This is a genomic window from Luethyella okanaganae, assembly GCF_042660285.1.
Classification (GTDB): Bacteria; Actinomycetota; Actinomycetes; order Actinomycetales; family Microbacteriaceae; genus Luethyella; species Luethyella okanaganae.
In genome coordinates this window covers 237,715-260,806 of sequence record NZ_JBHSTP010000001.1, presented here as the reverse complement: position 1 = coordinate 260,806, position 23,092 = coordinate 237,715, and the positions used below count along the sequence as shown (strand labels likewise).

The 23,092-nt window shown below is 66.8% G+C and carries 19 protein-coding genes; 12 read left to right on the top strand and 7 right to left on the bottom strand.

The window, feature by feature from the left end:
* Window positions 1–81 precede the first annotated feature (81 nt).
* From ACFQB0_RS01195 to ACFQB0_RS01185, 3 genes are all read right to left on the bottom strand, one after another.
* The gene (locus tag ACFQB0_RS01195) at window positions 82–1,554 is read right to left on the bottom strand and encodes an NAD-dependent succinate-semialdehyde dehydrogenase (RefSeq protein WP_386726533.1); all 1,473 of its coding nucleotides are present in this window, start codon (window positions 1,552–1,554) and stop codon (window positions 82–84) included.
* A 416-nt stretch (window positions 1,555–1,970) separates the two neighbouring features.
* Window positions 1,971–3,425, bottom strand: a complete 1,455-nt coding sequence (gene hpaB / locus ACFQB0_RS01190; protein WP_386726532.1) for a 4-hydroxyphenylacetate 3-monooxygenase, oxygenase component — start codon at window positions 3,423–3,425, stop codon at window positions 1,971–1,973.
* A 67-nt stretch (window positions 3,426–3,492) separates the two neighbouring features.
* Window positions 3,493–4,047, bottom strand: a complete 555-nt coding sequence (locus ACFQB0_RS01185) for a flavin reductase family protein (RefSeq protein ID WP_386726529.1) — start codon at window positions 4,045–4,047, stop codon at window positions 3,493–3,495.
* 109 nt (window positions 4,048–4,156) lie between these two features.
* On the opposite strand from ACFQB0_RS01185, the gene ACFQB0_RS01180 reads away from it, so the two are divergent.
* The 9 genes from ACFQB0_RS01180 (at window position 4,157) to ACFQB0_RS01140 (ending at window position 12,479) form a co-directional block, all read left to right on the top strand.
* On the top strand, window positions 4,157–4,882 hold the full coding sequence (locus ACFQB0_RS01180; protein WP_386726526.1) for an IclR family transcriptional regulator: 726 nt from the start codon (window positions 4,157–4,159) through the stop codon (window positions 4,880–4,882).
* 135 nt (window positions 4,883–5,017) lie between these two features.
* Window positions 5,018–5,977 carry an AraC-like ligand-binding domain-containing protein gene (locus ACFQB0_RS01175; RefSeq protein ID WP_386729581.1) on the top strand — a complete coding sequence of 320 codons (960 nt, stop codon included), beginning with the start codon at window positions 5,018–5,020 and terminating at the stop codon, window positions 5,975–5,977.
* A 178-nt stretch (window positions 5,978–6,155) separates the two neighbouring features.
* Complete coding sequence (locus ACFQB0_RS01170) at window positions 6,156–6,431, top strand: hypothetical protein (RefSeq protein WP_386726524.1); 276 nt, start codon at window positions 6,156–6,158, stop codon at window positions 6,429–6,431.
* Window positions 6,379–7,185 carry a MoaF C-terminal domain-containing protein gene (locus ACFQB0_RS01165; RefSeq protein WP_386726522.1) on the top strand — a complete coding sequence of 269 codons (807 nt, stop codon included), beginning with the start codon at window positions 6,379–6,381 and terminating at the stop codon, window positions 7,183–7,185. The genes ACFQB0_RS01170 and ACFQB0_RS01165 overlap by 53 nt, the downstream gene beginning before the upstream one ends.
* A gap of 39 nt (window positions 7,186–7,224) precedes the next feature.
* Entirely contained in the window at window positions 7,225–7,617 is a 393-nt protein-coding gene (locus ACFQB0_RS01160) for a nuclear transport factor 2 family protein (protein WP_386726519.1), read from the top strand.
* 260 nt (window positions 7,618–7,877) lie between these two features.
* Window positions 7,878–9,050 carry an ABC transporter substrate-binding protein gene (locus ACFQB0_RS01155; RefSeq protein ID WP_386726517.1) on the top strand — a complete coding sequence of 391 codons (1,173 nt, stop codon included), beginning with the start codon at window positions 7,878–7,880 and terminating at the stop codon, window positions 9,048–9,050.
* Window positions 9,051–9,158: 108 nt separating this feature from the next.
* Window positions 9,159–10,019, top strand: coding sequence for a branched-chain amino acid ABC transporter permease (locus tag ACFQB0_RS01150; protein WP_386726514.1), 861 nt, complete (start codon window positions 9,159–9,161; stop codon window positions 10,017–10,019).
* Window positions 10,006–11,766 carry a branched-chain amino acid ABC transporter ATP-binding protein/permease gene (locus ACFQB0_RS01145; protein WP_386726511.1) on the top strand — a complete coding sequence of 587 codons (1,761 nt, stop codon included), beginning with the start codon at window positions 10,006–10,008 and terminating at the stop codon, window positions 11,764–11,766. Before ACFQB0_RS01150 ends, ACFQB0_RS01145 begins: the two co-directional genes overlap by 14 nt.
* The gene (locus ACFQB0_RS01140; RefSeq protein ID WP_386726508.1) at window positions 11,763–12,479 is read left to right on the top strand and encodes an ABC transporter ATP-binding protein; all 717 of its coding nucleotides are present in this window, start codon (window positions 11,763–11,765) and stop codon (window positions 12,477–12,479) included. The genes ACFQB0_RS01145 and ACFQB0_RS01140 overlap by 4 nt, the downstream gene beginning before the upstream one ends.
* A 30-nt stretch (window positions 12,480–12,509) precedes the next feature.
* Here the strand turns inward: ACFQB0_RS01140 and ACFQB0_RS01135 are convergent, their stop codons facing one another.
* From ACFQB0_RS01135 to ACFQB0_RS01120, 4 genes are all read right to left on the bottom strand, one after another.
* Window positions 12,510–13,322, bottom strand: coding sequence for an SDR family NAD(P)-dependent oxidoreductase (locus tag ACFQB0_RS01135; protein WP_386726505.1), 813 nt, complete (start codon window positions 13,320–13,322; stop codon window positions 12,510–12,512).
* Window positions 13,323–13,348: 26 nt separating this feature from the next.
* On the bottom strand, window positions 13,349–14,143 hold the full coding sequence (locus ACFQB0_RS01130; protein WP_386726502.1) for an SDR family NAD(P)-dependent oxidoreductase: 795 nt from the start codon (window positions 14,141–14,143) through the stop codon (window positions 13,349–13,351).
* A gap of 3 nt (window positions 14,144–14,146) precedes the next feature.
* The gene (locus tag ACFQB0_RS01125; RefSeq protein ID WP_386726500.1) at window positions 14,147–15,697 is read right to left on the bottom strand and encodes an APC family permease; all 1,551 of its coding nucleotides are present in this window, start codon (window positions 15,695–15,697) and stop codon (window positions 14,147–14,149) included.
* A gap of 214 nt (window positions 15,698–15,911) precedes the next feature.
* Window positions 15,912–18,242, bottom strand: coding sequence for an arylsulfatase (locus tag ACFQB0_RS01120; protein WP_386726497.1), 2,331 nt, complete (start codon window positions 18,240–18,242; stop codon window positions 15,912–15,914).
* Between the two features lie 182 nt (window positions 18,243–18,424).
* Between ACFQB0_RS01120 and ACFQB0_RS01115 the strand changes: the two genes are divergently transcribed.
* Genes ACFQB0_RS01115 through ACFQB0_RS01105 form a run of 3 tightly spaced genes read left to right on the top strand, consistent with a single transcriptional unit; the run spans window position 18,425 to window position 22,992 of the window.
* A complete protein-coding gene (locus tag ACFQB0_RS01115; RefSeq protein WP_386726494.1) occupies window positions 18,425–20,467 on the top strand; it encodes a primary-amine oxidase in 2,043 nt (680 codons plus the stop codon).
* Window positions 20,464–21,294, top strand: a complete 831-nt coding sequence (locus ACFQB0_RS01110; RefSeq protein WP_386726491.1) for a molybdenum cofactor biosynthesis F family protein — start codon at window positions 20,464–20,466, stop codon at window positions 21,292–21,294. Before ACFQB0_RS01115 ends, ACFQB0_RS01110 begins: the two co-directional genes overlap by 4 nt.
* Before the next feature lie 39 nt (window positions 21,295–21,333).
* The gene (locus ACFQB0_RS01105; protein WP_386726488.1) at window positions 21,334–22,992 is read left to right on the top strand and encodes an amidohydrolase; all 1,659 of its coding nucleotides are present in this window, start codon (window positions 21,334–21,336) and stop codon (window positions 22,990–22,992) included.
* The last annotated feature ends 100 nt before the right edge of the window (window positions 22,993–23,092 follow it).

The window sequence follows — 23,092 nt, the reverse complement described above, 5'->3', positions numbered from 1 at the left end:
GCCTCCAGCTTAGGCACGCTCATCGGTCCAGCGGCGGCCGGTCGAGCTTTCCGTCGCCGCAACCGTGGCTCGCTCCGCGGTTCAGGCGAAGGGATCGGGGGTGAGCGTGTACTTGGTGGAGAGGTACTCGTGGATGCCCTCGAAGCCACCCTCACGTCCGACGCCGGACTGCTTCACTCCGCCGAACGGGGCGGCGGCGTTCGACACGACGCCGATGTTGAGCCCCATCATGCCCGTCTGCAGGCGCTCGATCATGCGCTGCCCGCGAGCGAGGTCCTGCGTGAAGACATAGCTCACGAGCCCGTACTCGGTGTCGTTGGCAATGCGCACCGCGTCATCCTCGTCGGCGAAGGTGACGATGCTGAGCACAGGACCGAAGATCTCTTCGCGCAGGATGTCACTGCCTGGCCTCACCCCGGTGAGCACTGTCGGCTCGAAGAAGCTCCCCGCGCCCTCGATCTTCTTGCCGCCCGTGGTGACGGCGGCGCCGCGCGCGATCGCGTCCTGCACCAGCTCAGCAGCCTTGTCGACGGCGGCACCGTTGATAAGCGGTCCGATCGTTACGCCGTCCTCGGTGCCACGGCCGACCGCGTAACCTTTCACCCGCTCGGTCACCCGGCGGGCGAACTCGGTGGCGATGGACTCGTGCACGATGAAGCGATTCGCGGCCGTGCAGGCCTGGCCGACATTACGGAACTTCGCAAGCAGCGCGCCCTCGACGGCCTTGTCCAGCTCGGCGTCCTCGAACACGACGAAGGGGGCGTTGCCGCCAAGCTCCATCGACACCCTCAGAACGCTCGCAGCCGACTGCTCGATGAGGCGTCGACCGACCCCCGTCGAACCCGTGAAGGAGAGCTTGCGCAGACGAGGGTCGGCGATGATAGGCCCAGACACCGCCGCCGACGTCGACGTCGTGACGACATTGACGACACCGGCGGGGAGTCCAACGTCCTCCAACAGTTGCGCGAAGAACAACGTCGTCAACGGGGTGAGCTCGGCGGGCTTGACCACGACGGTGCAACCCGCAGCCAACGCCGGGGCAACCTTCCGCGTCGCCATCGCGAGCGGAAAATTCCACGGCGTGATGAGGAAGCACGGCCCGACCGGATGCTGCGACACAATCATCCGCCCAGTGCCCTCCGGATTGGTGCCGTAACGGCCGCTGATGCGCACGGCCTCCTCACCGAACCAGCGCAGGAACTCACCACCGTACGCGACCTCACCACGAGCCTCCATCAACGGCTTGCCCATCTCGAGCGTCATCAGCAACGCGAAGTCCTCCCTCCGCTCCTGCAACAGATCGAAAGCACGGCGCAGAATCTCACCACGAACGCGTGGCGCCGTCGCAGCCCACGACTCCTGCGCGGCCACCGCGGCGTCGAGGGCTGCGGCGCCGTCCGCGACGGAGGCGTCCGCGATGGTCTTGATCACAGTGCCGGTCGCAGGATCGGAGACGCGGATGGTGCGCCCGGAGGTGCCAGCGACCCAGGCTCCGCCGATGAACAGCCTGTCGGGAACGCTTGCCAGCACTTCTGATTCACGTGACTCGGTCATAGGGGCTCCTTCACCGTCGCGGGCGACCACTTCCGAGCATAATCAACCGCACCGTGGATGGCACTGGCAGCGCCGACTTCGCGCGCCAGGCGCCAAGGCGCGTGCGCCGGCCGTCAATCCGACGTCGGCCACACGGTGACGATGAAGTCAGGCGAACGTCGTCGGCAGCACCATCCCAAGCGCCATGAGAGCCATGCCGACGGCCATGCTCTCCCGCTGGATCGACGCTATACGACGGCTCCCTCGCCACGCCGGAAGGGAGGCGTCCGCACGAAGCGGAGGCCAGCTCCCGGATCGAGGCCTCCCGGCATCGCGAAGGCCTCCCCCTCTGCGCGGGCGACGGGGCACGTTCGCACGCATCCCCTGTCATCGGATCGGTGGGACCGGCGAGGTGGTAGAAACCAGCGACAGCGACACTAGTCCTCGCGGGCGAGGAAGTCGCGCACACGCTCGCGCACCTCGCTGCGATCGTAGCTGTTCACGAGAGCACCGGCCATGCGCACCGGGTCCCCGAAGAAGAAGTATTCGTAGAGCGCTTGCCTGCTCGAGAAACCCGAGATCGACGCGTCGTAGGCCAGCTTGAACAGCCTGACCCGCTCTGGTCCCGTGAGCGTCTTGCCCTGCAGATACATCTCGATGTCGCCGAGGGCCTCGCTGGCGAGGTCAGCCTCTCCCGGAAGCGCCATGAGACCGGATGCGCAGAACTTGCGGATGATCTGCGGAAAGCGCTGCGCGACCTTGGGGTACCAATTGCGAGCGGCATTGAGAGTCGACCACTTCGGCTGCATCATCCCGAACTCGTTGAGCTCGGCATCGACCTCGGAGGCGCGCATGAGCGCCTTGCCGATCTCTACGTCGACGATGAGTTCTGCGATGTCCTCCTGGATGTGCTGGAACCCGTCGATGCCGATCGAGTCGGCGATCTCGCTCGCGAGGCCGAGAAAGAACTCGCTCTTCGCGATCGTGCGGGTGACCACCTGGTGTGTCATGAGCGCCCCGGCGCCGGTCTCGGAGTAGAAGCCATTGCAGAGTTCGGGATGGCCGAGCATGAAGATGCGCTCGTTCGGAACGAACACCCTGTCGAAGACCGCGACGGCGTCCATCTCCTCGAAACGTGCGGCGAGCGGCTCGTCAAAGGTGCTTCCGCCGTTGTGCAGGGACGTGCGGCATAGGTAGCGCAGACCCGGGGCATCGTTCGGGATCGCGAAGGCGTAGGAGTACGGCGCATCCTCCGGGGTGCCGCGCAGGACGGTCGAGGGGAAGACGAGCAACTCGTCGGCGATGGGGGCGATGGTGGCGAGCATCCGAGCACCGTCGATGACGATGCCGTCCTCGCGCTCCTCGACGATGTGCGCGGAGAGTCGGCCGCCGAGCTGCTCGCTGCCCGAGACGGAGCGGTTGACCTGCGGCGGGATAAGCGTGTGGGTGGCGAGCAGGTCGTTCTCGCGAGCGTGCTCGTAGTACCTGCGGATGTTCTCACCGTACTTCGGATCAGCTCGGGAGAACCATTTCTCCGCCGCCGACAACGCTGTGAGCGAGCTGTTCATGTAGTCGCCTGACCGGCCGAGAAATCCGTTCGAGTACTCGGCCCAGGTTCTGATGGCCGCGCGGCGCTTCTCGAGGTCTTCGAGGGTCTTCGGCACGAGGAAAGAGGCGTTGACGAGGTCACCCGTCGTCGGCGAGACATAGGTGAGCGCCGCCTGGTGCTCGGGGTCGTGCTGCAGGTCGAAGAGTTTCGCGTAGCTATGCGCCACGTTCGCGAAGGCGGGGTGCTCTGCGACGTTCTCGCTCACGATCTCGCCGTCGATGACGATGTGCGGGCGGGACGCGTTCAGGCGATCGAGGTACTGCTGTCCGGTGCGGATGCCCATGGTGTCTTACTCCTTTGCCGTTGGGGTCGTGCCGTGTCGTCGGGGTCGGGGTCGGGCGGTTGAATCGTCAGAGAAGGTCCTCATGCCCGAGCAGGCGCTCGGGAATGGCCGTGAACCGGCCGTTGACGAAGCCGAGGGCATCGCCGGAGCGATAGTCGAAATTGACGACTTCGCCGAGGTAGAGGGTGTGGTCCCCGCCGTCGTAGGAGGCCCACGGTGTGCATTCGAACCAGGAGAGCACCCCGGCGAGGCGAGGCGCGATCTCTCCTTCCGTCCAGCGTGGCTCGACGTTCGGACCCCCCGCGAAGTGGCCGGCGAGCAGTTCTTGTTCGGCACCGAGGATGTTCACGGTGAACGGTCGATCGGCGAGCTCGTCGTGGGCACGAGTCGCGCGGGCGATGCTCACGAGCACGAGCGGTGGATCCATCGAGACCGAGGTGAAGGAGTTCACGGTGATCCCGTGCCGCTTCCCCGGCCCCTCTGATATCGCCGCGCCGTCGAAGGTGACGATCGCGACGCCGGTCGCGAAACGGCCGAGGCTGCCGCGAAAGTAGTGCTGACGCGGACGGTAGAGCTGCGACTCCGGGCGAAAGCCGCTGTTGGGATCGAGTGTGGCGATCATCGTTGGTTCCTTCGCACGGCAACGACGCCGGTCTTCGGCTCAGATAGTTCTATAATCGAACATATAGTTCGATAAATGAACAGTAGAGCATGAATGGGAGAATGCCAAGATGTCGACGGCACTGAGTAGCGCGGGCCAGGGGGCCAGTCCCCACTCGCAGACGCTCTCGCGCGGCATCCGCGTGCTCGAGATCCTCGCCGAGAACGGCGACCCGATGACGATCGTGGCGCTCTCCACGACGCTCGGCGTGCATCGTTCCATCGCGTACCGGATCCTGCGCACGCTGGAGGATCACGGCCTCGTACTGCGGGATGCGGCTGGCGCCGTGCGGCTCGGGCCGCGTATGGCCGCGCTGGCCCGCGGTGTCGCACGCGACCTGCAATCCGCGGCGCTACCCGAACTCACGGCTGCGGCGAATGAGCTCGGCATGACAGCCTTCCTGACGGTGCTCGACCACCGCGAGGTCGTCACCTTGCTCAGCGTAGAGCCGCGCCAGGCTCATGCCACTGTGGCGCAACGCCCGGGAACGCGGCATCCGCTCTCCGTCGGAGCGCCCGGGATCGCGATCCAATCCCGGCTCGACGCGCGCCAGTGGGCCGAGCTCGGACACGGCGAGACCGCGCGACCCGAAGCCGATCTGGCGCGCGCCCGCGGCTTCGCAAGCAGTCACGACGAGGTCATTCCCGGCCTCTCCTCGATCGCCGTTCCCCTCTTCGTCGCCGGCCAGCCGCCTGCCGCGATCGCCGTCGTCTACGTCGCCAACGCGAACGACGCGGCCATGATCGGCGCGCGTCTCACGCAGTCGGCAACCGCCATCGAGGCCGAACTCCGCTGATTCACGGCTCCGGCCAGGTGCCATCGCCTCGGAACCGTCGCTCGAAACGCCTGATAATATGATCCATGCCACGGCATCGTATACAGTGACGTCACGACCCGACTGAGTTCCCGAGGTGGTAAATCAGTGCCTAGCATTCAAACATCACAGCTCAGCGGCCACAGCCGCGTCTCAACATCGATCTCCCGAAACTTCAGCGAATTCCGCACCGCCGTTTCGGAGTCCTTCGTGCCCCTGCACGTGACGAGCGAGCGGCCCGATCCGTTCTGGGGCAAGATCCGCTCCATCGACGTCGACGAAGTGCACGTCTCGGAGGTCAGCGCCACGGAGCACGTCGTCGAGCGGACGCCGGAGCTCATCGCTCGCGCCGACCGGCACTACTTCAAGCTGAGCCTGCAGCTCGCGGGCACCGGCCTGCTCATCCAGGACAATCGCGAGGCCATGCTGCAACCAGGCGATCTCGCCGTCTACGACACGCATCGGCCGTACTCCCTCGTCTTCGACGACGAGTTCCGCACGATGGTCGTCATGTTCCCCAAGCACCTGATCGACCTTCCCGCCGATGTCGTTGGCCAGCTCACGGCGGTGACGATGTCTGGCAAGGAGGGCATCGGCAGCATGATCGTGCCTTTCTTGGCGCAGCTGGTCAGCAACCTCGAACAACTCAACGGCAACACGGGCACCCGTCTCACCCACAGCGCGCTCGACCTCGTCACGACGATGTTCTCGAGGGAGCTCGACCTCGAGCGCGGCAACGGCAACCCACATCAGGCACTCATGCAGCACATCCGAGGCTACATCGACGCCAACCTCGCCTCCACCGATCTGGGGCCGAGTCAGATCGCAGCGGCCCACTTCATCTCGACGCGTCACCTGCACGGCATCTTCCAGGCGCAAGGCACGACGGTATCCACCTGGATTCGCAGTCGCCGCCTGGAACGATGCCGTCGAGACCTGCTCAACCCGGTCTACGCCGACCGGCCGGTCGCCGCGATCGCGGCGAGATGGGGATTCGTCGACGCGGCGCACTTCAGCCGGGTGTTCAAGGCGAGCTACGGCCAGGCGCCGAGCGAGCTCCGCAGCAAGGCGGCCTGAGCAGCGCCTCCATCGACGTGATGGGCCTGCCGATGCGTCGATCGATTAGTTCGCGAGCGAACAGGGTTTGACAGCGAGCGTACGAAGCCGCAGGAGGCCTTGAACCCGCGCCACGGTGAGACGACGATGACCGTACCCCCGTGCACTGCTGCGTGGGAAGGAATCCCTGGAGCGTGTCATGGTGGTCTCGTCCGTTCCCGCCTCGAGCAGGCAGGCGGTGTTCCCGACGCGCGATGAGATCGTCGTCGAGGAGCAGACGATCCCGGAGACCGGGTCCGACGAACTGCTGCTGAGGGTCGCCCTCTTCGGCGTCTGCGCGACCAAACTGCCGCCGTCGCCCAGATGTCGGGCACGGATGCCCGTTCCAGGAAAGTGCCCGTTCCAGGAAAGGAAGAACACCGATGACGGACTCCACGATCTCGCAGGCGCCCGAAGACGAATGGCGCAGCTATGACGAGTTCGCCGCAGGAATCGACACCTATCGGCTGCCTAACATCGACCTCGGCGGAACACGGCTCGCCCTCACGCTGCACGACGGCACCGTGATCGCGCTCGTCTTCGAGACCGACGTCGTGGTCTGGGAGGCCCACGGCTCCATCTCCTCCGCAGCGGGAACCCGAGACCCCTACGACGCCATCGCCGCCCGCGACGACGTGATCTTCGTCAATCTCCCACTCGAGAGCGTCGAGCGGGAGGCGATCACGATCGTGTACTCGACGACAACGCACCGGGCGACCGTCGTGCATTCCGCTATCGGTGACCAAGACATCGGTGGAGCGCCGCGCGTGCGCCAGACCTTCTGGTCCGCGGTGACGGACGCCGGCACGCCGAGCAGCGACGAACCCGGCCCGTCGCGCGACCTCATCGGCAAACGGAACCTCTACCGCTACAGTCCCGAGCACCTCTACGAGCACGTCTACGTCTCTTCGCAACGCTACGCCTGGCAATGCCTCGAAGGGGTGCAGCGCGGCCACGGAGACATGGACCTCTCGACCGTGTGGAAGTTCGACCACGGACTCTACCTGTTCTGCTTCCGCGAGTTCCGCATCGCCGTCGCGAGCGTCTGGCTGCACGACCTCGGCTACGCCCTGCACACGACGGGGATCTTCCTCGGTCTGAACGGCTCCGGGGAATCCGAGCACTCACGCGCCGGCGGCCACATCTACCCGATCGGCTCCGTCGCCTACCCCGATGCCCAGCCGGTCTGAGCCCACCCCGAACCAGCCTCGTCCGACCCAGGAGAAACCATGAACAACGTGCAGATCGTCAAAGACCACTACGCGGCATCCGACCGGGGAGACCTCCAGGGGATGCTCGCACCGTTCGACCCGGACATCCACTGGACGGAGGCAGCCGGCTTCCCCTATGCAGGAAGCTACGTCGGTCCGGCTGCCGTGCGCGACAACGTGTTCGCACGCATTCAGAGCGAGTGGGATGACTACACGGTCACGATCGACGAGGTGCTCGATGCCGGCGACACCGTGATCGGCATCGGCCTGTACAGCGGCACCTACAAGGCGACAGGGAGGTACTTCGCTGCCCGCGTCGCCCACGTCTGGCGTCTCGCCGACGGGCGCGTCGTCGCCTTCGAACAGTTCACAGACACCGAACTCGTGATGCGCGCGGTCGACGATCGCTAGAGGTCGGCGTTCGGCCGGGGCCGGGCGACAGCGTCGCGTCCGGCATCTCGACGCCCGGCATCCGCGTCTTTACCCGACCGTTATCGACGGTTCCCGCAGAGACAACGACTGCGCACTCGAAGACAAACCGCACCCGCAGTCGGCTCCTAACGTCGGAGCTACGAATCAGCCATCGCTCGTTCACCCGGACGGCGCTGGTGACACGACGAAGTGTTCGTCGTGCAACCCGAGAGGCAGGGAAGCGCATGAAGAACCACATCATGAAAGTGACTGCGGTCGCCGCGGCCAGCATCATCGTCCTGAGCGGATGCGGCCAGAGTGGTGCTCCCGGCGATGGAGACGCGAGCCCCATCGTCGTGGGCTCCGTCAACGCCCTGAGCGGCGCGGCAGCCTTTCCCGAGGCATCGCAGGCCGCGAAAGCCGTCTTCGACGAGGTCAACGCGAACGGCGGCGTCAACGGCCGTCAGATCGACTACAAGATCCTCGACGACAAGGGTGACCCGGCTGCGGCGGCTGCGGCTGCCCGCGAGATCGTTGGCAGCGACAACGCGGTGGCCATGGTGGGTTCCGCGAGCCTCCTCGAATGCGAGATCAACGGCCAGTACTACGAGCAGCAGAAGATCAGGTCCATTCCCGGCGTCGGCGTCGACCCGGTCTGCTTCAACAACCCGAACATCTCTCCGGCCAACACGGGTCCATACGTCGACATGACCCTGTCACTGATCTACGGCTCCGAGGTGCTTGGGCTCAAGAACATCTGCGGAATGCTCGAGATCGCCGGCAGCACGCTGCCCGCCTACCAGGCGGCCATCGACAAGTGGACCGAGGTCACCGGCAAGAAACTCATCTATCTCGATGACGCCGTGCCCTACGGAGCTTCGGACTACACTCCCTACATCGTCGCGGCCAAGGGGGCCGGCTGCGAGGCCGTGACCGTCAATCCTGTGGAACCGGACTCGATCGGTCAGCTCAAGGCGGCACAGGCGCAAGGCTGGAACGATGTGACCTGGCTGCTGCTCACGAGCGTCTACAGCGAGAACTACGCGTCGGCTATCTCCGATGCCGGCGCCGGCATCTACGTCCCGGCTGAGTTCTACCCCTTCACCGACGCCGCGAGCTCCCAGACCAAGGACTGGCGCATGCTGATGGAGAAGAACGGCATCCCCCTGACCGCGTTCAGCCAGGGCGGATACCTCGCCGCGACGTATTTCGTCGAGATCGTCTCCGGCATCGAGGGCGACGTGACCCGCGAATCCGTGGCGAAGGCGCTGCTCGAGATGACGCCGATCGAGAACCCGATGGTCGGCACCCCGTACATGTTCGGCCCGGGAGACGCGCACAACAGCAACACCGCCGGCTGGCCGATCAAGCTCACGAGCGGCACGAACAAGTGGGAGCTCGCCGGCGACGACTGGCTGCCCCTCCCCGAATAACCGGCTTGACCCCGTGGTGGGTGCGAGCGTACGCATCGCATCCACCTCGGGCTCCCAAGCTCGACAGCCAGGAAAGGGCATGACAGTGACGATGAATGGAGCGGCATCATGTTGCAGGGCGCGCTAGCCGGACTGGCGGCGGGTGGGCTCTACGCCGTGCTCGCCGTCTGTCTCACGCTCATGTCCCGTCTGGTCAGGGTGGTCAACTTCGCCCAGGCGGCGACCGGGATGTTCGGAAGCTACGTCGCCGTATGGTTCGTCAGCGATCTCGGCGCGCCCGTCTGGCTCGCTGCGATCGTCGGCATCCTCGTCGGCGGCGGACTCAGTGCTTTGATCGGCTGGATCGTCGCCATCTGGCTCTCCGAGGCCGATACGAGCACCCGCTCCGCGGTCACCGTCGGACCGTTCCTGTTGCTCATCTCGCTCTCGTTCATCCTCTTCGGCAACAAGCCGCAGCCGTTCCAGCCGATCCTCGCCGGCCCTGCGTTCACCCTCGGCGGTGTCGTCATCAGCCAGGTCACCCTCGTCACGGTCGCGCTCGCCATCGCGGTCGCGGTCGCCTGCCGCATCGTGCTCGTCAAGACCTCGGTCGGCACCAAGCTCCGTGCCCTCTCCGAGCGGCCGACGACCGCGGAGCTCATCGGCATCCCCGCCAAGTCGCTCAGCGTCGCGGTATGGGCGCTCACCGGGGTCGTCAGCACGCTCGTGATAACGATCGTCGCCCCGTCCCAGTCCAACGACGCGATCGCGCTCTCGATGCTCATCGTGCCGGCCGCTGCCGCCGCCCTGCTCGGCGGCTTCCGCCGGCTCGACCTCGCCGTCGTCGGCGGGCTCGTGCTCGGCATCCTGCAGGGAACCGTCGCCCAAATCGACCAGCTCTCCTTCATCCGCTACTTCCTCCCGTTCCTCTTCATCGTCGGGCTTCTGCTCTGGCTTCAGCGCAAGGAGGTGTGGGATGCGGCTCGCTAAGAACAGCACGGTCGTGCGTCTGCTGGTTCCGTTTCTCGTCGCCATCGGCGGCGTGCTCGTCGGCTACGCGCTCAGCGTCGGCCTGCCCGGTTACTTCGTCTACCTCGGCACGAGCGCGATCGTCGCGGCCATCGCGATCCTCGGCCTCGGCATCGTCACGGGCAGCGCCGGCATGATCGCACTGTGCCAACTCACCTTCGCCGCGATCGGCGCCTGGGTGGTCTCCGGGCTCAGCCTGATCGACGCCCCCGGCGGTTTCGTCGTATGGCTCGTGCTCGGCGGACTCGGAGCGGGTGTCGCAGGGGTTCTGGTCGGTCTTCCGGCTCTCCGCTTGCGTGGCGTGAACCTCGCCGTGGTCACCCTGGGCTTCGCCGCAGCGGCCGATGTGACGCTCGTGCAGATCCAGTTTCCCGGCGCCGCGACCGGCATCTTCGTGACTCGGCCCGACGCGTTCAGCGACGACCGGTCCTTCTTCTTCCTCGGCATCCTCGCCCTCGCCGCCTGCGGCCTCGTCGTGTTCTTCCTGCAGCGAGGACGCTGGGGTAGCAGCTGGAGGTCGGTCGCGTTCTCGGAACGAGGGACCGCGTCGGTCGGAACGAGTGTTCCCGGGGCCAAGCTCACCGCGTTCGCGGTCAGCGCGACGCTCGGCGGTGTGAGCGGCGGTCTCGTCGCCGGTCAGGTCGGCATCGCCTTCGCGAGCAGTTTCTCTCCGATCCAGTCGCTCGCGCTCTATGTGCTCGCGATCATGTCCGGTGCCTACCTCATCGATATGGCCATCTTCGGCGGCCTGCTCTGGGTCGTCGTTCCCGAACTGCTGAAGCGGTGGGGGGTCCCACAAGACTGGGGGTTCGTCGTCTTCGGCGCCCTCGGCGTGCAGGCGTTGACGAGTGGAACCAACCTCGGCCAGGGAATCCGCAAACTGTGGTGGAAACGAGCCGACGAACGCGCGGCCCGTGAACGGGAGGAACACGCGAGCACGATCGCGGCCGAAGCCGGGTACTATGGCCAGGATCTCACGCGGAGCACGATCTCATCGGGGGCTCCATTGCTCGTCGTCAAGGATCTCTGGGTGACCTTCGGACGGGTGAAGGCTCTCAGCTCAGTGAGTCTCACCGTGCCGGAGAACACGATCATGGGCCTCATCGGGCCCAACGGAGCGGGCAAATCGACCCTCGTCGACGCGATCTCCGGCTTCCTCCCCCAGCACGAGGGGAGCGTGTCGCTGGGCGGGAAGACCCTGGACGCGCTGTCGCCGACGAAACGGGCGCGCCTCGGGCTGCGCCGCACCTTCCAGCAAGACCGCGTTCCGCCGAGTCTGACGGTCGAGGCCTATGTGCGCTTCGTCGCCAGACGGAGGTTGACCGCGACCAGAATCTCCGAGACGCTCGACTTCTTCGGATGTCCGCCTGCGCGCACCCGCCTGGCGAGCGTCGACGTCGGCACACGCCGGCTCATCGAAGTCGCTGCCAATGTGCTCGCCCGTCCGCGCCTGCTGCTGCTCGACGAGCCGGCAGCCGGCCTCTCACACGAGGAGCACGTCGATCTCGGCCGACGACTCATGCAGGTGCCGGCGCGCTTCGGCATCTCGGTTGTGCTCATCGAACACGACCTCGACCTGGTGCGTTCTGTGTGCTCCACCCTCACCGTGCTGGACTTCGGCAGAGTACTCGCAAGCGGGCCGCAGGCGGACATTCTCGCCGACCCCGCCGTCATCAAGGCCTACATGGGCGAAACGGAGATGCTGTGAGCGCGCTCACCCTGGAATCGGTCAGTGTCAGCCGCGGCGCGGGCCCCGTCATCAGCGATGTCACCCTGACTGTCGAATCCGGCAGCGTCACCGCGCTCGTCGGCCCCAATGGCGCCGGCAAGACGAGCCTGCTCGAATCGATCTCTGGTGTCATCGGCACGAGCGCAGGCAGCATCAACCTCGATGGGAAGCCGATCGGCAAGCTCTCCCGCGTGAGACGCGCCCGCGCCGGCATCGTGCACATCGAACAAGGCCGCGCGGTGTTCCCCTCCCTCACCGTCCTCGAGAACCTGCGCCTCACCGCACGCAGCCAGCGCGAAGTCGACGAAGCGATCGCGCTGTTCCCCGAGTTGGAGAAGCGGATCGCTTCGGCGACGGGGCTGCTATCCGGCGGAGAGCAGCAGATGGTCGTGCTCGCCCGCGCCTTCGCCTCGAAGCCGCGATTCCTGCTCATCGACGAGATGTCGCTGGGCCTGGCGCCGGTCGTGTTCATGAGACTGCTCCCCATCGTCGACAGGCTGCGTGAGAACGGAGTCGGGGTTCTGCTCGTCGAGCAGTTCACCCACCTCGCGCTGAGCATCGCGCGCGATGCGCTCGTCGTGGCCAGTGGACGGGTGACCTACCAGGGGCCGGCGGCGGAGTTGCAGAACTCTCCCGAGATCCTGCGCCACGCCTACCTCGGCACCCCGCCACCACCCCGCGAGACTGCGTGAATCGTCAGATAGGGGGCTCTATCCGACGATTCACGCAGTCTCGCGGGAGAGAGCCAGGGTGGGGACGTCTACGATGTGGGCGCCTCCGTCTGCGACGATGACGGCGCCGGTGACGTATGAGGACTCCCCGGAGCCGAGGAACCGGGCGATCGCCGCGATCTCCTCCGGGCGGGCGGCGCGGCCGAGCGGGACATCGGCGGTGACCAGGCCGTATCCGTGCTCGCGACCTTCGAATCCGGAATGGCGCGCGAACTCGTCCATCTCGGCGTCGGCCATCGGAGTCTGCACCCAGCCGGGGCAGATCGCGTTGACTCGCACCCCGTGCTTGCCGTAGTCGCGCGCGAGAGTGCGGGTGAGGCCGATGAGGGCGTGTTTGCCCACCGTGTAGCCGGCGACGCCCGGTCCGGCGAAGAGCCCGGCGAGCGACGACACGATCACGATCTGACCGTGTGCTTCGACGAGGGAGGGCAACGTCTCCCGCGCGATCACGAAGGCACTCGTGACATTGCTGTTCAGGCTGAGCGCCCAGGCGTCGTCGTCGGTGTCGCCGACCGTGGCCAGGCCGTGACCGCCTGCGTTCGCGACGAGTACGTCGATGCGACCGAGCGTCGTGAGGATCTTGGAGACCGCGGCCCTGGCCTGCGCCGAGTCGCTCGCATCCGCCACCACCGCGAGTGCTCCCGTGCGTGCCGCGACCTCGTCGAGCGGCTCCCGGCGTCGTCCGAGCACGGCGACCCGTGCTCCCTCGGCCGCATAGCGCTCGGCGATGGCAGCGCCGATGCCGGTGCCTCCCCCGGTGACGACGACGACCTTGCCAGCGACCGATGCTCCCGCGAAATTCATGATGACCGCTTTCTTCTCTGCCGCGCTCAGGCGGGGAACGATGACCTGGCCGCATAGCCGAAGTCGGAGAGCAGCGCCACGCCGTTGATCGGGCGCGATCGCTGCGAGCTCAGGTATAAGACGTGGTTTGCGACGTCATCCGGCGTCTGCACCGGGTAGTCGACGCCCGCGAACCCGGTCGTCTCCCGTCCGAGATCGACACGCGACATCGGGGTGTCCACGATCGACGGACACACGCAGTTGACCCGGATGCCGTAGCCCGCGAGATCGACGGAAAGCGCTTTCGTGAGCTGTACGACCGCCCCCTTCGACGAACAATACGGCACCATGCCCGGCGCGGCCACGAACCCGGAATCGCTCGCTATGAAGACGACGGTCGGCGCGCTCGATCGGCGCAAGTGCGGGACGGCGGCTTTGACGAGCAGAAACTGACCGCCCGCATTGACGGCGAACACGGCGTTCCACTCGGCGAGGGCGATGTCCGCAACGTCCTGGCCGAACGGCCCGGAGACGCCCGCACATCCGACGACGCCGTCGATCCGGCCGGCTCCGCCCTTTTCACCCTGGCCGAAATACTCCGCAATCGCATCGATGGCCGCCGCGAACCCGGGCTCATCAGTGACGTCTGCCGTGACCGCATGCACTTCCGTGGTGCCGGTGTCCGCTCCCAGTTCGACGACGAGAGTCGCGAGCGCCGCGGATTCTCGGTCGATCAGACCGAGACGGGCCCCCTCGGCGGCGAAGGCCATGGCACAGGCCCGACCGATGCCGGACGCCGCCCCCGTGATGAGGATGACCTTGCCGTCGAGGGTCAGCTCCATCGTCTAGTCGTTCCGAACCGTCGCCTCGGCGTCGTCGACGCCGAGCAGATTCTCGCCCGTATCCGCCCCGTGCCCAATCTGCCGATAGACGTTCGGCTTCGTGGAACGCAGCCGATACGCCCACAGCACGCCGATGACTCCCGGAACGATCACGAGTGCCGGAAGGAGGAAGGTCGTCATGGTCGACTCGGCCTGTCCGAGCAGCACGTCGAAGTTGGCGAGGATCGTGACGAAGACCGCCGCGAGCGCGACGGCCGCGACGATCGGCGCGAGGAGGCGGCTGCCGATTCCGACTCCTCGGTCGTCGCGGCGGAAGTAGCCGATCACGGCAACCGAAACGATCGCCATGAGCAGCACGAGACCGAGCGCACCCGAGTTGGTGAGCCAGGTGAACAGTGTGAGCACGGGATAAGGACCGGAATCCGGGTTCCAGCCGGCCTCGCCGATCGCGAAGGCGATGACAACGGCGGCCGCGAAGATGCTCTGGGTGATCGAGCCAGCCCACGGAGCCCCGGTGCGATGCCGCACGGCGGCGAGCCTGTCGGGTAACACACCCTCTCGGGCGAGCGAGAAGACGTAACGGGCGACCGCGTTGTGAAAGCTCACGAGAGCGGCGAAAATGCTCGTGATGAACAGCAGCGACATGAGATCGACCCAGATCGTGCCCATGTTGGCTGCGACGAAACCGAAGAACAGCGGCGGGCCGGCCTCTTCCGGAGCGATGCCTGCGGGGTCGACGACCTTGCCGACTCCGATCGCGAGCGCAAGCGCCCACGACGACACCGCGTAGAAGACGCCGATCACGGCGACGGCGAGGAAAGTGGCCCGGGGGATGGTGCGCTGAGGGTCCTTGGACTCCTCCCCGTAGATGGCGGCGGACTCGAAGCCCATGAAGGCGGCGACGCCGAAGGCGAAGACCGCGCCGACTCCGGGGACGAACAGACCGGACAGGTCGAGCGGCGCAGTCGAGAGGCCCGAGGCCGGAACGGCGAATGCGACGATGTCGAAGGCGATGACCACCACGAACTCGAGCGCCACGAGCACACCGAGCACCTTGGCCGAGAGGTCGACACGGTTCACCCCCATCCAGCCGACGATCGCGATGCACACGAGCACGGGAGCCCACCAGGCGATGTCTGCACCGGTCTTCTCGACGATGAGCATGGACACCTGAAAGCCGAACATGCCGTAGATGCCGATCTGCATCATGTTGTACGCGACGAGCGCGACGACCGATGCGCCGACCCCGGCCGGCCGGCCGATGCCCTGCGCGACATAGGAATAGAAAGCCCCGGCATTCCTGATGAAGCGACTCATCGCGGCGTAGCCGACGGCGAAGATCGCCAGCACGGCCGCGAGCAGCAGGAATGAGACCGGAACGCCCGCGACGTGCGTGACCGAGAAGGTGGAGGTCACTCCGCCCGCGACCACGGTGAGCGGCGCGGATGCCGCGACGATGAGGAACGCGACTGCCAGGACGCCGAGACGCCGACGTGAGGAGACGACGACCGGCGACGGCTTCGAGCTCGATGCCGCCTGAGTTGAGCTGCTCATGGATCTCCTTCGATTCCGACCGGGTCTACGGGAGCTCGACGCCGAAAGCTGATAGTCCGATTGTGCCGCGCGGATCGAGCGGGCGCTGTTCTCTGCGCGCACAGCGCTTGACCTGGCGGGCACGTGGAGTCAGCGCCGCAGCCGGATGCCGCGCTTGACGCAGAGCGCACGGCTTCCACCCGTCTGCAGGAGCGACTCAATTCTAGAAACCGCCCTACTCGGAGAGCTGTTCGACCACGCGCTCGATGTCGATGACGATCTCCGGATTCTCCGTGGCGATCACGCCCGGGGTGTACATGACCCGGCGTAGCCCGCCCGAGTAGGGGAAGGAGCGGCGGCGCTCGTGCAACTCCCAGTCGACGGGACCTCCGCGGTCGATCCCGACGCTGATGCCCGTGAACGGCGCCATCCCGAGCAGTTGCGGAACGGTGAGCTCCTCTCCGATCGGCTCTCCGTCGCAGTGTGCGGTGACCGTCCAGCGCATCCCGGCAAGCGTGTCGAAACGCAGCCCGATCGAGCGCTCGCCGTCGCCGTCCGGCAGCTCTGCGGTCCATCGGCGCATCACACCGTAGGCGTTGTACGAGAAGCCCAGCCGACCGGCTTCGACGAACAGCACGTACCCGCCGCCCTGGTCGCCGTGTGCGACGAGCACTCCCTCATCGCCGGGATGAACTGTGAGGAGCGCGTCGACGGCGAAAGACCGGAGCAGGGTGAGCTTGCTCGACCGGAAGCGTTCGAGAGTCGCCGTTCCCGGCATGATCGTCACCGGCTCAGAGAGCGGCAGCTCGGTGGACGGACGACGGGCGAACATGCCGATGTCGTCGAGCGGAAACACCGTGTTCATCCAGGCGGCCCTCCGCCACCTCTCGGCGAGCCCGGCGAGGAGCGATGGATGCTCGGCGGCGACGTTCCGCGTCTCGGTGGGGTCGACACGCGTGTCGTAGAGCTCCCAGGATCCGTCATCGATCGGGCCGCCGAAATCGCGCGGAGCGATGGCCTTCCAGCCGTCGGAGAAGTAGGCGCGCTGACCGCCGCACTCGACATACTGCTCGTGGTGCGACGAATCGGCCCGCGCATCCTCCAGGGTGGGGGCGAAACTCACCCCGTCGGGTTCCTGGGTCACTGCACCGCAGCGTCGGGCGAGCGGAGCGACCCCGGCGAGGGCGAGCACCGTCGGCGCGATATCGGTCACATAGGCATACTGCTCGCGCAGCCCCGTGTCGTCGGAGGCCCGCGGCCGGCCGGCCGGCCAGCTCACGACGAGCGGCGCGTGGATCCCGCCAGCGTAGGCGTGCATCTTGTATCGGCGAAACGGGGTGTTGGAGACGTGGGCCCAGCCGCGAGGGTAGTGCCCGTGCACTCGCGGCCCACCCATGAGCTCGAGCTCGCGTTCGACATCGGCGGTCCAGTCGTCGGGCAGACCGGCGAGGTGCACGAACTGGCTGAAGTAGCTGCGCGTGCCGCGGACGCCGCCCTCTCCCGTTGCTCCGTTGTCCGAGGTGAACACGAACACCGTGTTCTCGTACTCGCCGAGCTCCTTGAGCCGGGAGATCAGCGCGCCGAGACTCTGGTCGACCCCGTCGACGGCCGCCGCGTACACCTCCATGTGCCGCGCGAAGAGTCGTCGGTCGTCGTCGCTGAGCTCGTCCCACTCCGGCACCCCCAGCGTGTCCTGCGGATCCGAGGGGGCGAGCACCGTGCCCTCTGGGAAGAGCCCGTCGTGCAACTGCGCGGCGAAACGCTGCTCCCGCAGCAGCCCCCAGCCTTGCGCGTAGCGACCGCGGTACTTCTGGATGTCGGCATCCTTCGCCTGAATGGGGCCGTGCACCGCCTGGTGGGCGAAGTAGAGGAAGAACGGCTTCTCCGCGTCGTTCGCGCGCAGAGCGCCGATCATCCCGAGCGCTCGCTCGGTGAGCTCGTCGGTGAGATAACGGTCGTCGGGCACATCGTCGTCGACGACCGGGCTGTTGTCGCAGACCAGCCGGTGCGGGTGGAACAGGGTGGTGTAGCCGTCCATCGAGCCGTAGTAGCGGTCGAAGCCCCGCTGCAGGGGCCATGAGGACTTGTCCGCGCCGTCGTGCAGCTTCGACTCCTTCGTGAGGTGCCACTTGCCGACCGCGAAGGTGGCGTAGCCGCCGGCCCGCAACGACTCCGCGAGCGTGGCGACATCGTCGGCGAGCTCGAGACGGAAGCCGGGAAAACCCGGATCGACGTGTGCGACGCTCGCGAAGCCGGCCCGGTGCGGGTTGAGCCCGGTGAGCAGGGCGGCTCGCGACGGCGAGCAGAGCGGCGTCGTGTGGTAGTTGCTGAAACGATAGCCGTCATCGGCGAGCGCTTGCACGTTCGGGGTGTCGATCTCGGAGCCGAAGGGCGAGACATCGCTGAACCCCATATCGTCGACGAGCACGACCACGACGTTGGGCGAGCCGGGTGCCGCTCGCTTCGGCGTCGGCCAGGCCGGAACCGACTCGGAGGCACGCTCACGAACGATCCCGGCGAAGCCCTCATATCCCCGCGTCGGCATGCCGCCGGCCTGCTCCGCCATCGTCGGCTCCTCACGCTCGTCACCGAACGCAGTTCGACGGTCCGGTCTTCTCCCAGTCTGCCCTGCCCGGAGATCGTTGCAACCGTTGATCTACGCTCGTAGTCAAGTGCCTCTCGCTGCCAGACAAGGTGGCCGACGCGTGCCGTCGAATACTGAGAGGAAGCCAGCAACGAAGGAAGAACATGTCGCACCATTCGCACGAGGACGCCTCCGCGCACGCGCACCACGTAGCCTCCGGCGAGCCAGGCTCGGTCGCGCATCCGCTCGACCCGCTCACGGCGGAGGAACTCGCGGCCGGCCGCGCCGCGCTCGTCGAGGCCGGCTATGTCGACGCGTCGACGCGCTTCGCACAAGTCCTTCCCGTCGAGCCGGACAAAGCGGTCGTTGCGGCCTTTCGGGGCGGCGACCCGATCGAGCGCCGCATCCTCTTCGTGCTTCTGAACACTGCGACGGGGGCATCGGCCGAGGCCGTCGTCTCGGTCACGAGCGGCGCCGTCGTCTCCTACACCCCGCTGGTGACGGGCGAAGCGCCTTATGGTCAACCGCAGTACCTGTTCGAGGAGTACGACAGCGCCGCCGAGATCGCCAAGGCGTCGTCGGAATGGCGCGCCGCGATGACGAGGAGAGGGCTCGCGGGCCGCATCGAGAACGCCTTCTGCGCGCCGCTGGCCCCCGGCTTCTTCGGGCGGGCCGATGAGGTCGGACGCCGCGTCATCCGCTCGCTCACCTTCCTGCGCGAGAACGAGAACGACAGCCCGTGGGCGCACCCCGTCGAGGGCCTCATCGTGCACATCGATCTCACCGAGAGACGGGTCATCCGCATCGAGGACGACGGCAACGTTCCGGTTCCGACGGAGAACGGCAACTATGGAGCAGACGCCACGGGTCCTGCCCGAACGAGCCTCAAGCCGATCGAGATCACCCAGCCGGACGGCCCGAGCTTTCGGGTCGACGGAAGCGCCGTCGAGTGGGAGAACTGGAAGTTCCGCATCGGCTTCAATGCGCGCGAAGGGCTCGTGCTCAACACCGTCACCTTCCGCGACGGCGACGAAGACCGCTCGGTGCTGCACCGCGCGAGCGTGCCCGAGATGGTGGTCCCCTATGGCGACACCTCGCCGACCCGGTTCTGGATCAGCTACTTCGACGCGGGCGAATACCTGCTCGGCAAGAACGCCAACCCGCTCGCACTCGGCTGCGACTGCCTCGGCGTCATCCATTACTTCGACGGGTTCGTGGCCGACGACCACGGCAACCCGGTGAAGATCCCCCAGGTCGTGTGCATGCACGAGGAGGACTACGGCATCCTCTGGAAGCACACCGACTTCAGCGGGAAGCCGGAGGTGCGGCGCTCCCGTCGGCTCGTGGTCTCGTACTTCTCCACGATCGGCAACTACGACTACGGCTTCTTCTGGTACTTCTATCTCGACGGCACCATTCAGGTCGAGGCGAAAGCCACCGGCATCGTCTTCGCGGGTGCGGGGCACCCCGGCAGCGAGAACCCGCATGCGCCGGAGATCGCCCCCGGTCTCTTCGCGCCGGTGCACCAGCACCTGTTCTGCGCCCGTCTCGACGTCGCCATCGACGGTGAGGACAACTCGCTGCACGAGATCGATGTCGCCGGAATCCCGATCGGCGAGGAGAATCCGCACGGCAACGCGTTCACGTGGCGGTCGACGCAGCTTTCGAGCGAGATGGATGCCGCGCGGCTGGCGAACCCGACGGCCGGCCGGGTGTGGGAGGTGCAGAGCGCCTCCCGCACCAACCGCGTCGGAAAGCCCACCTCGTACCACCTGTTGCCGCAGGGCGGGCCGGTCCTCCTTGCCCAGCCGGAATCGACCGTGTTCGGCCGTGCGACCTTCGCGACGAAGCACCTCTGGGGCACCGCGTTCGATCCATCGGAACGGTTCCCAGCCGGCGACTACCCGAACGCCCACGCGGGCGGCGCCGGACTGCCTTCCTGGATCGCAGCGGATCGAGACCTGAACGGAACCGACATCGTGCTCTGGCACGTCTTCGGTCCCACCCACATCCCGCGCCCGGAGGACTGGCCGATCATGCCGGTCGACTATTCAGGGTTCCTGCTCAAGCCCTACGGATTCCTCGACCGCAATCCCGCGCTCGACCTGCCGGACGGCGCCGCGCCGAACGCAGGATCGCCGAGTTGCGGCAGCGGTGACATCTGCCATTGCGAACACGAGACCGACACATCCGAGGAGAAGCCGTGACCGACACCGCCGTCAACCTGTCCGACACCTCGACCTGGCTGCCACTCGACGGCCTCGCCCCAGGCTTCGACGCCAACAAGACGGACACCACGGATGAGCTGGCCGGCCGCACCGTCACACTCACCAACTCCAACGGCTCGGTCATCGAGCACCGCTTCACCGCCGAACGCGTGCGCTGGAGCTACGACGCCGCCGACGGTGATCCGCACGGCGACGAGGACGGCGACGATGCCTACGAGGCGATCCGCGTCGACGAGCAGCTCTACTACGTGCAGTTCCATGCCGAGGTGCGCTCCAACGACGCCGTCTCGCTCATGCTCGACTTCCGCTCCGGCCGGGCTCTCTCGGTCGTGACGGTCATCGGCGAGGAGACCGCCGGTCGAACCCGGGTGCGGCAGATCTTCGAACCTGGTGTGATCCATGGTATCGAGACAAACGGTGCCGAGCCGGCTCCGACGAACGCCCTCATCGGCCGTCGTGTTCTCTGGGTGTACAGCGAACAGCACGCCTACGAGCATGTGTACCTGTCACCGCAGTGGTACACCTGGCAGTGTCTCGCCGGCCCAGAGCGAGGTCTCGCAGACACCGACGAGAACTCGGTGTGGGAGATGCGTCCCGGCATCTACGTGTTCGCATGGCGAGAGAAGGTCATCCCCTGCGCCTCGGTGACGATCGCAGACCACCGCAATGCCCGCGCCATTCGCTCTCACGGAGTGCTCTTCGGTCTCGACGAGTCGGGCACGACCCCCGTGCACTTCACCTTCGGCGCCCACGGCCGGCTGATCTCCACGACCGTGCATCCCGAACCCTACGATCCGGCCGCCTGACTCTGCGTCCTTCACACCCGACTCCGCGAAGGACAGAGCATGCCGCAGCCCGCCGACCTCATCGTCACCAACGCTCGCATATACACCGCCGATCATGCGCTGCCTTGGGCAGAGGCGCTCGCTGTCTCGGCCGGCCGGATCGTCGCCGTCGGCGGCTCTGCGGAGGTCGAGGCGTTCGCGGGCGCGACGACGGTCGTGCGCGATCTCGGAGGCGCCTTCCTCATGCCGGGTCTCGTCGACGTTCACAATCACCATGCCCTGGCCGGCAAAGCAGACCTCTTCGAACTCAGATTCTCGGCGAACGCGAGCTATGCCGAGATCCTCACCGCCGTGAGCGAGCGTGCCGCGACACTTCCCGTCGACGCGTGGGTGACGGGTGGCAGCTGGGGCAGCACACTCATGGACGAGCTATCGACGGAGGCCGCGCGGCGCGATCTCGACGAGGCGGCCGGCGGACGCCCCGTCATGCTGAGTGATGACAGTCATCACAACCGCTGGGTGAACACACACGCGCTCGAACTGGCCGGCATCGCGGCAGACGCCATCTCCTCCGCGGGCGGAGCGATCGTCCCAGACCCGGTGACCGGGCGGCCGAGCGGTGTCCTGCTCGAAGCCGCAGGCATCCCGGTCGAGGAAGCCCTCAGCCGCACCCAGAAGCTGACGACTGGGCAGCATCGGCTCGCTTCACGGCGCGGCATCGAGATCCTTGGCAGCTACGGCGTGACGGCGTTCCAGGATGCCGCGGCATCGCTCGAGATACTGCAGTCGCTCAAAGCACTCGATGACGCCGGCGAGTTGGACGCCTGGGTCGTGAGCTCGATGACCGTCAACGACCAGATCTTCGGCTTCGATCCCGTCGGCGACGAGCTCATCGTGCGCGGCGAGGAGTTTCGCAGCGAGCACCACCGGCCCGATTTCGTGAAGATCTTCCTCGACGGCGTGCCCCCGGCGCGCACAGGGGCCTTCCTCGACGCCTATCTGCCTGATGATGCGCACGGCGACCAGTTCTGCGGACACACGACGATGCCGCAGGATGAGCTTCTCGACCGGTTGCGCCGCATGGCCGAGCGCGGCCTGTCGGCCAAGATCCACTGCACCGGGGACGCCTCCGCCCGGATGGTGCTCGACACGGTCGAGACCCTGCGCGGCGAAGGTCACGTCGGCACCCGGTTTCAGATCGCCCACGGTCAGTTCCTGCACCCGGACGATCTCGCCCGGTTCTCGACGCTCGGCGTCGTCGCGGACATCTCACCCTTCCTCTGGGTTCCAGGAGTCATCCCCGCGGCGATCGCGACGGTCATCCCGGCCGATCGGGCGTCGCGGATGCAGCCGAACCGCTCCTTGCTCGACTCCGGCGCCCTCGTCGCCGGCGGCTCGGACTGGCCGGTGAGCGACTCGCCGAATGCCTGGGAGGGCATCCAAGGCCTCGTCACCCGCGCCGACCCGCATGGCCAGTTTCCCGGGACCCTCTGGGCGGAGCAGGCCATCAGCCTCGACGAGGCGATCGCCGTGTTCACGATCAACGCGGCCGAGGCAATGGGACTCGGCGAGGTGACCGGCTCGCTCCAGGCCGGCAAGTCCGCCGACTTCGTGGTGCTCGACCGCGACCCGTTCGCCGTCGACGCGTCCGAGCTCGTCTCCACGGGCATCGTCGAGACCTGGTTCGCGGGTCGGAAGGTGTTCGACGCCACGGTGTGACGACGCGCGCGGTGTCCGCTCAGGGCATCCCGCTCGCCCTCGGGTGAGGACCGGACGCTGCTGCTTTGTCCTACACTGGTTGACGATCCGCGCATGCCCG

Coding starts and splice junctions, on each gene's coding strand:
- ACFQB0_RS01165 (WP_386726522.1), top strand. CDS start 6,379: ATGACGGACTCCACGATCTCGCAGGCGCCCGAAGACGAATGGCGCAGC.
- ACFQB0_RS01145 (WP_386726511.1), top strand. CDS start 10,006: ATGCGGCTCGCTAAGAACAGCACGGTCGTGCGTCTGCTGGTTCCGTTT.
- ACFQB0_RS01105 (WP_386726488.1), top strand. CDS start 21,334: ATGCCGCAGCCCGCCGACCTCATCGTCACCAACGCTCGCATATACACC.
- ACFQB0_RS01115 (WP_386726494.1), top strand. CDS start 18,425: ATGTCGCACCATTCGCACGAGGACGCCTCCGCGCACGCGCACCACGTA.
- ACFQB0_RS01135 (WP_386726505.1), bottom strand. CDS start 13,322: ATGAATTTCGCGGGAGCATCGGTCGCTGGCAAGGTCGTCGTCGTCACC.
- ACFQB0_RS01130 (WP_386726502.1), bottom strand. CDS start 14,143: ATGGAGCTGACCCTCGACGGCAAGGTCATCCTCATCACGGGGGCGGCG.
- ACFQB0_RS01150 (WP_386726514.1), top strand. CDS start 9,159: ATGTTGCAGGGCGCGCTAGCCGGACTGGCGGCGGGTGGGCTCTACGCC.
- ACFQB0_RS01155 (WP_386726517.1), top strand. CDS start 7,878: ATGAAAGTGACTGCGGTCGCCGCGGCCAGCATCATCGTCCTGAGCGGA.
- ACFQB0_RS01170 (WP_386726524.1), top strand. CDS start 6,156: ATGGTGGTCTCGTCCGTTCCCGCCTCGAGCAGGCAGGCGGTGTTCCCG.
- ACFQB0_RS01120 (WP_386726497.1), bottom strand. CDS start 18,242: ATGGCGGAGCAGGCCGGCGGCATGCCGACGCGGGGATATGAGGGCTTC.
- ACFQB0_RS01195 (WP_386726533.1), bottom strand. CDS start 1,554: ATGACCGAGTCACGTGAATCAGAAGTGCTGGCAAGCGTTCCCGACAGG.
- hpaB (WP_386726532.1), bottom strand. CDS start 3,425: ATGGGCATCCGCACCGGACAGCAGTACCTCGATCGCCTGAACGCGTCC.
- ACFQB0_RS01125 (WP_386726500.1), bottom strand. CDS start 15,697: ATGAGCAGCTCAACTCAGGCGGCATCGAGCTCGAAGCCGTCGCCGGTC.
- ACFQB0_RS01185 (WP_386726529.1), bottom strand. CDS start 4,047: ATGATCGCCACACTCGATCCCAACAGCGGCTTTCGCCCGGAGTCGCAG.
- ACFQB0_RS01160 (WP_386726519.1), top strand. CDS start 7,225: ATGAACAACGTGCAGATCGTCAAAGACCACTACGCGGCATCCGACCGG.
- ACFQB0_RS01180 (WP_386726526.1), top strand. CDS start 4,157: ATGTCGACGGCACTGAGTAGCGCGGGCCAGGGGGCCAGTCCCCACTCG.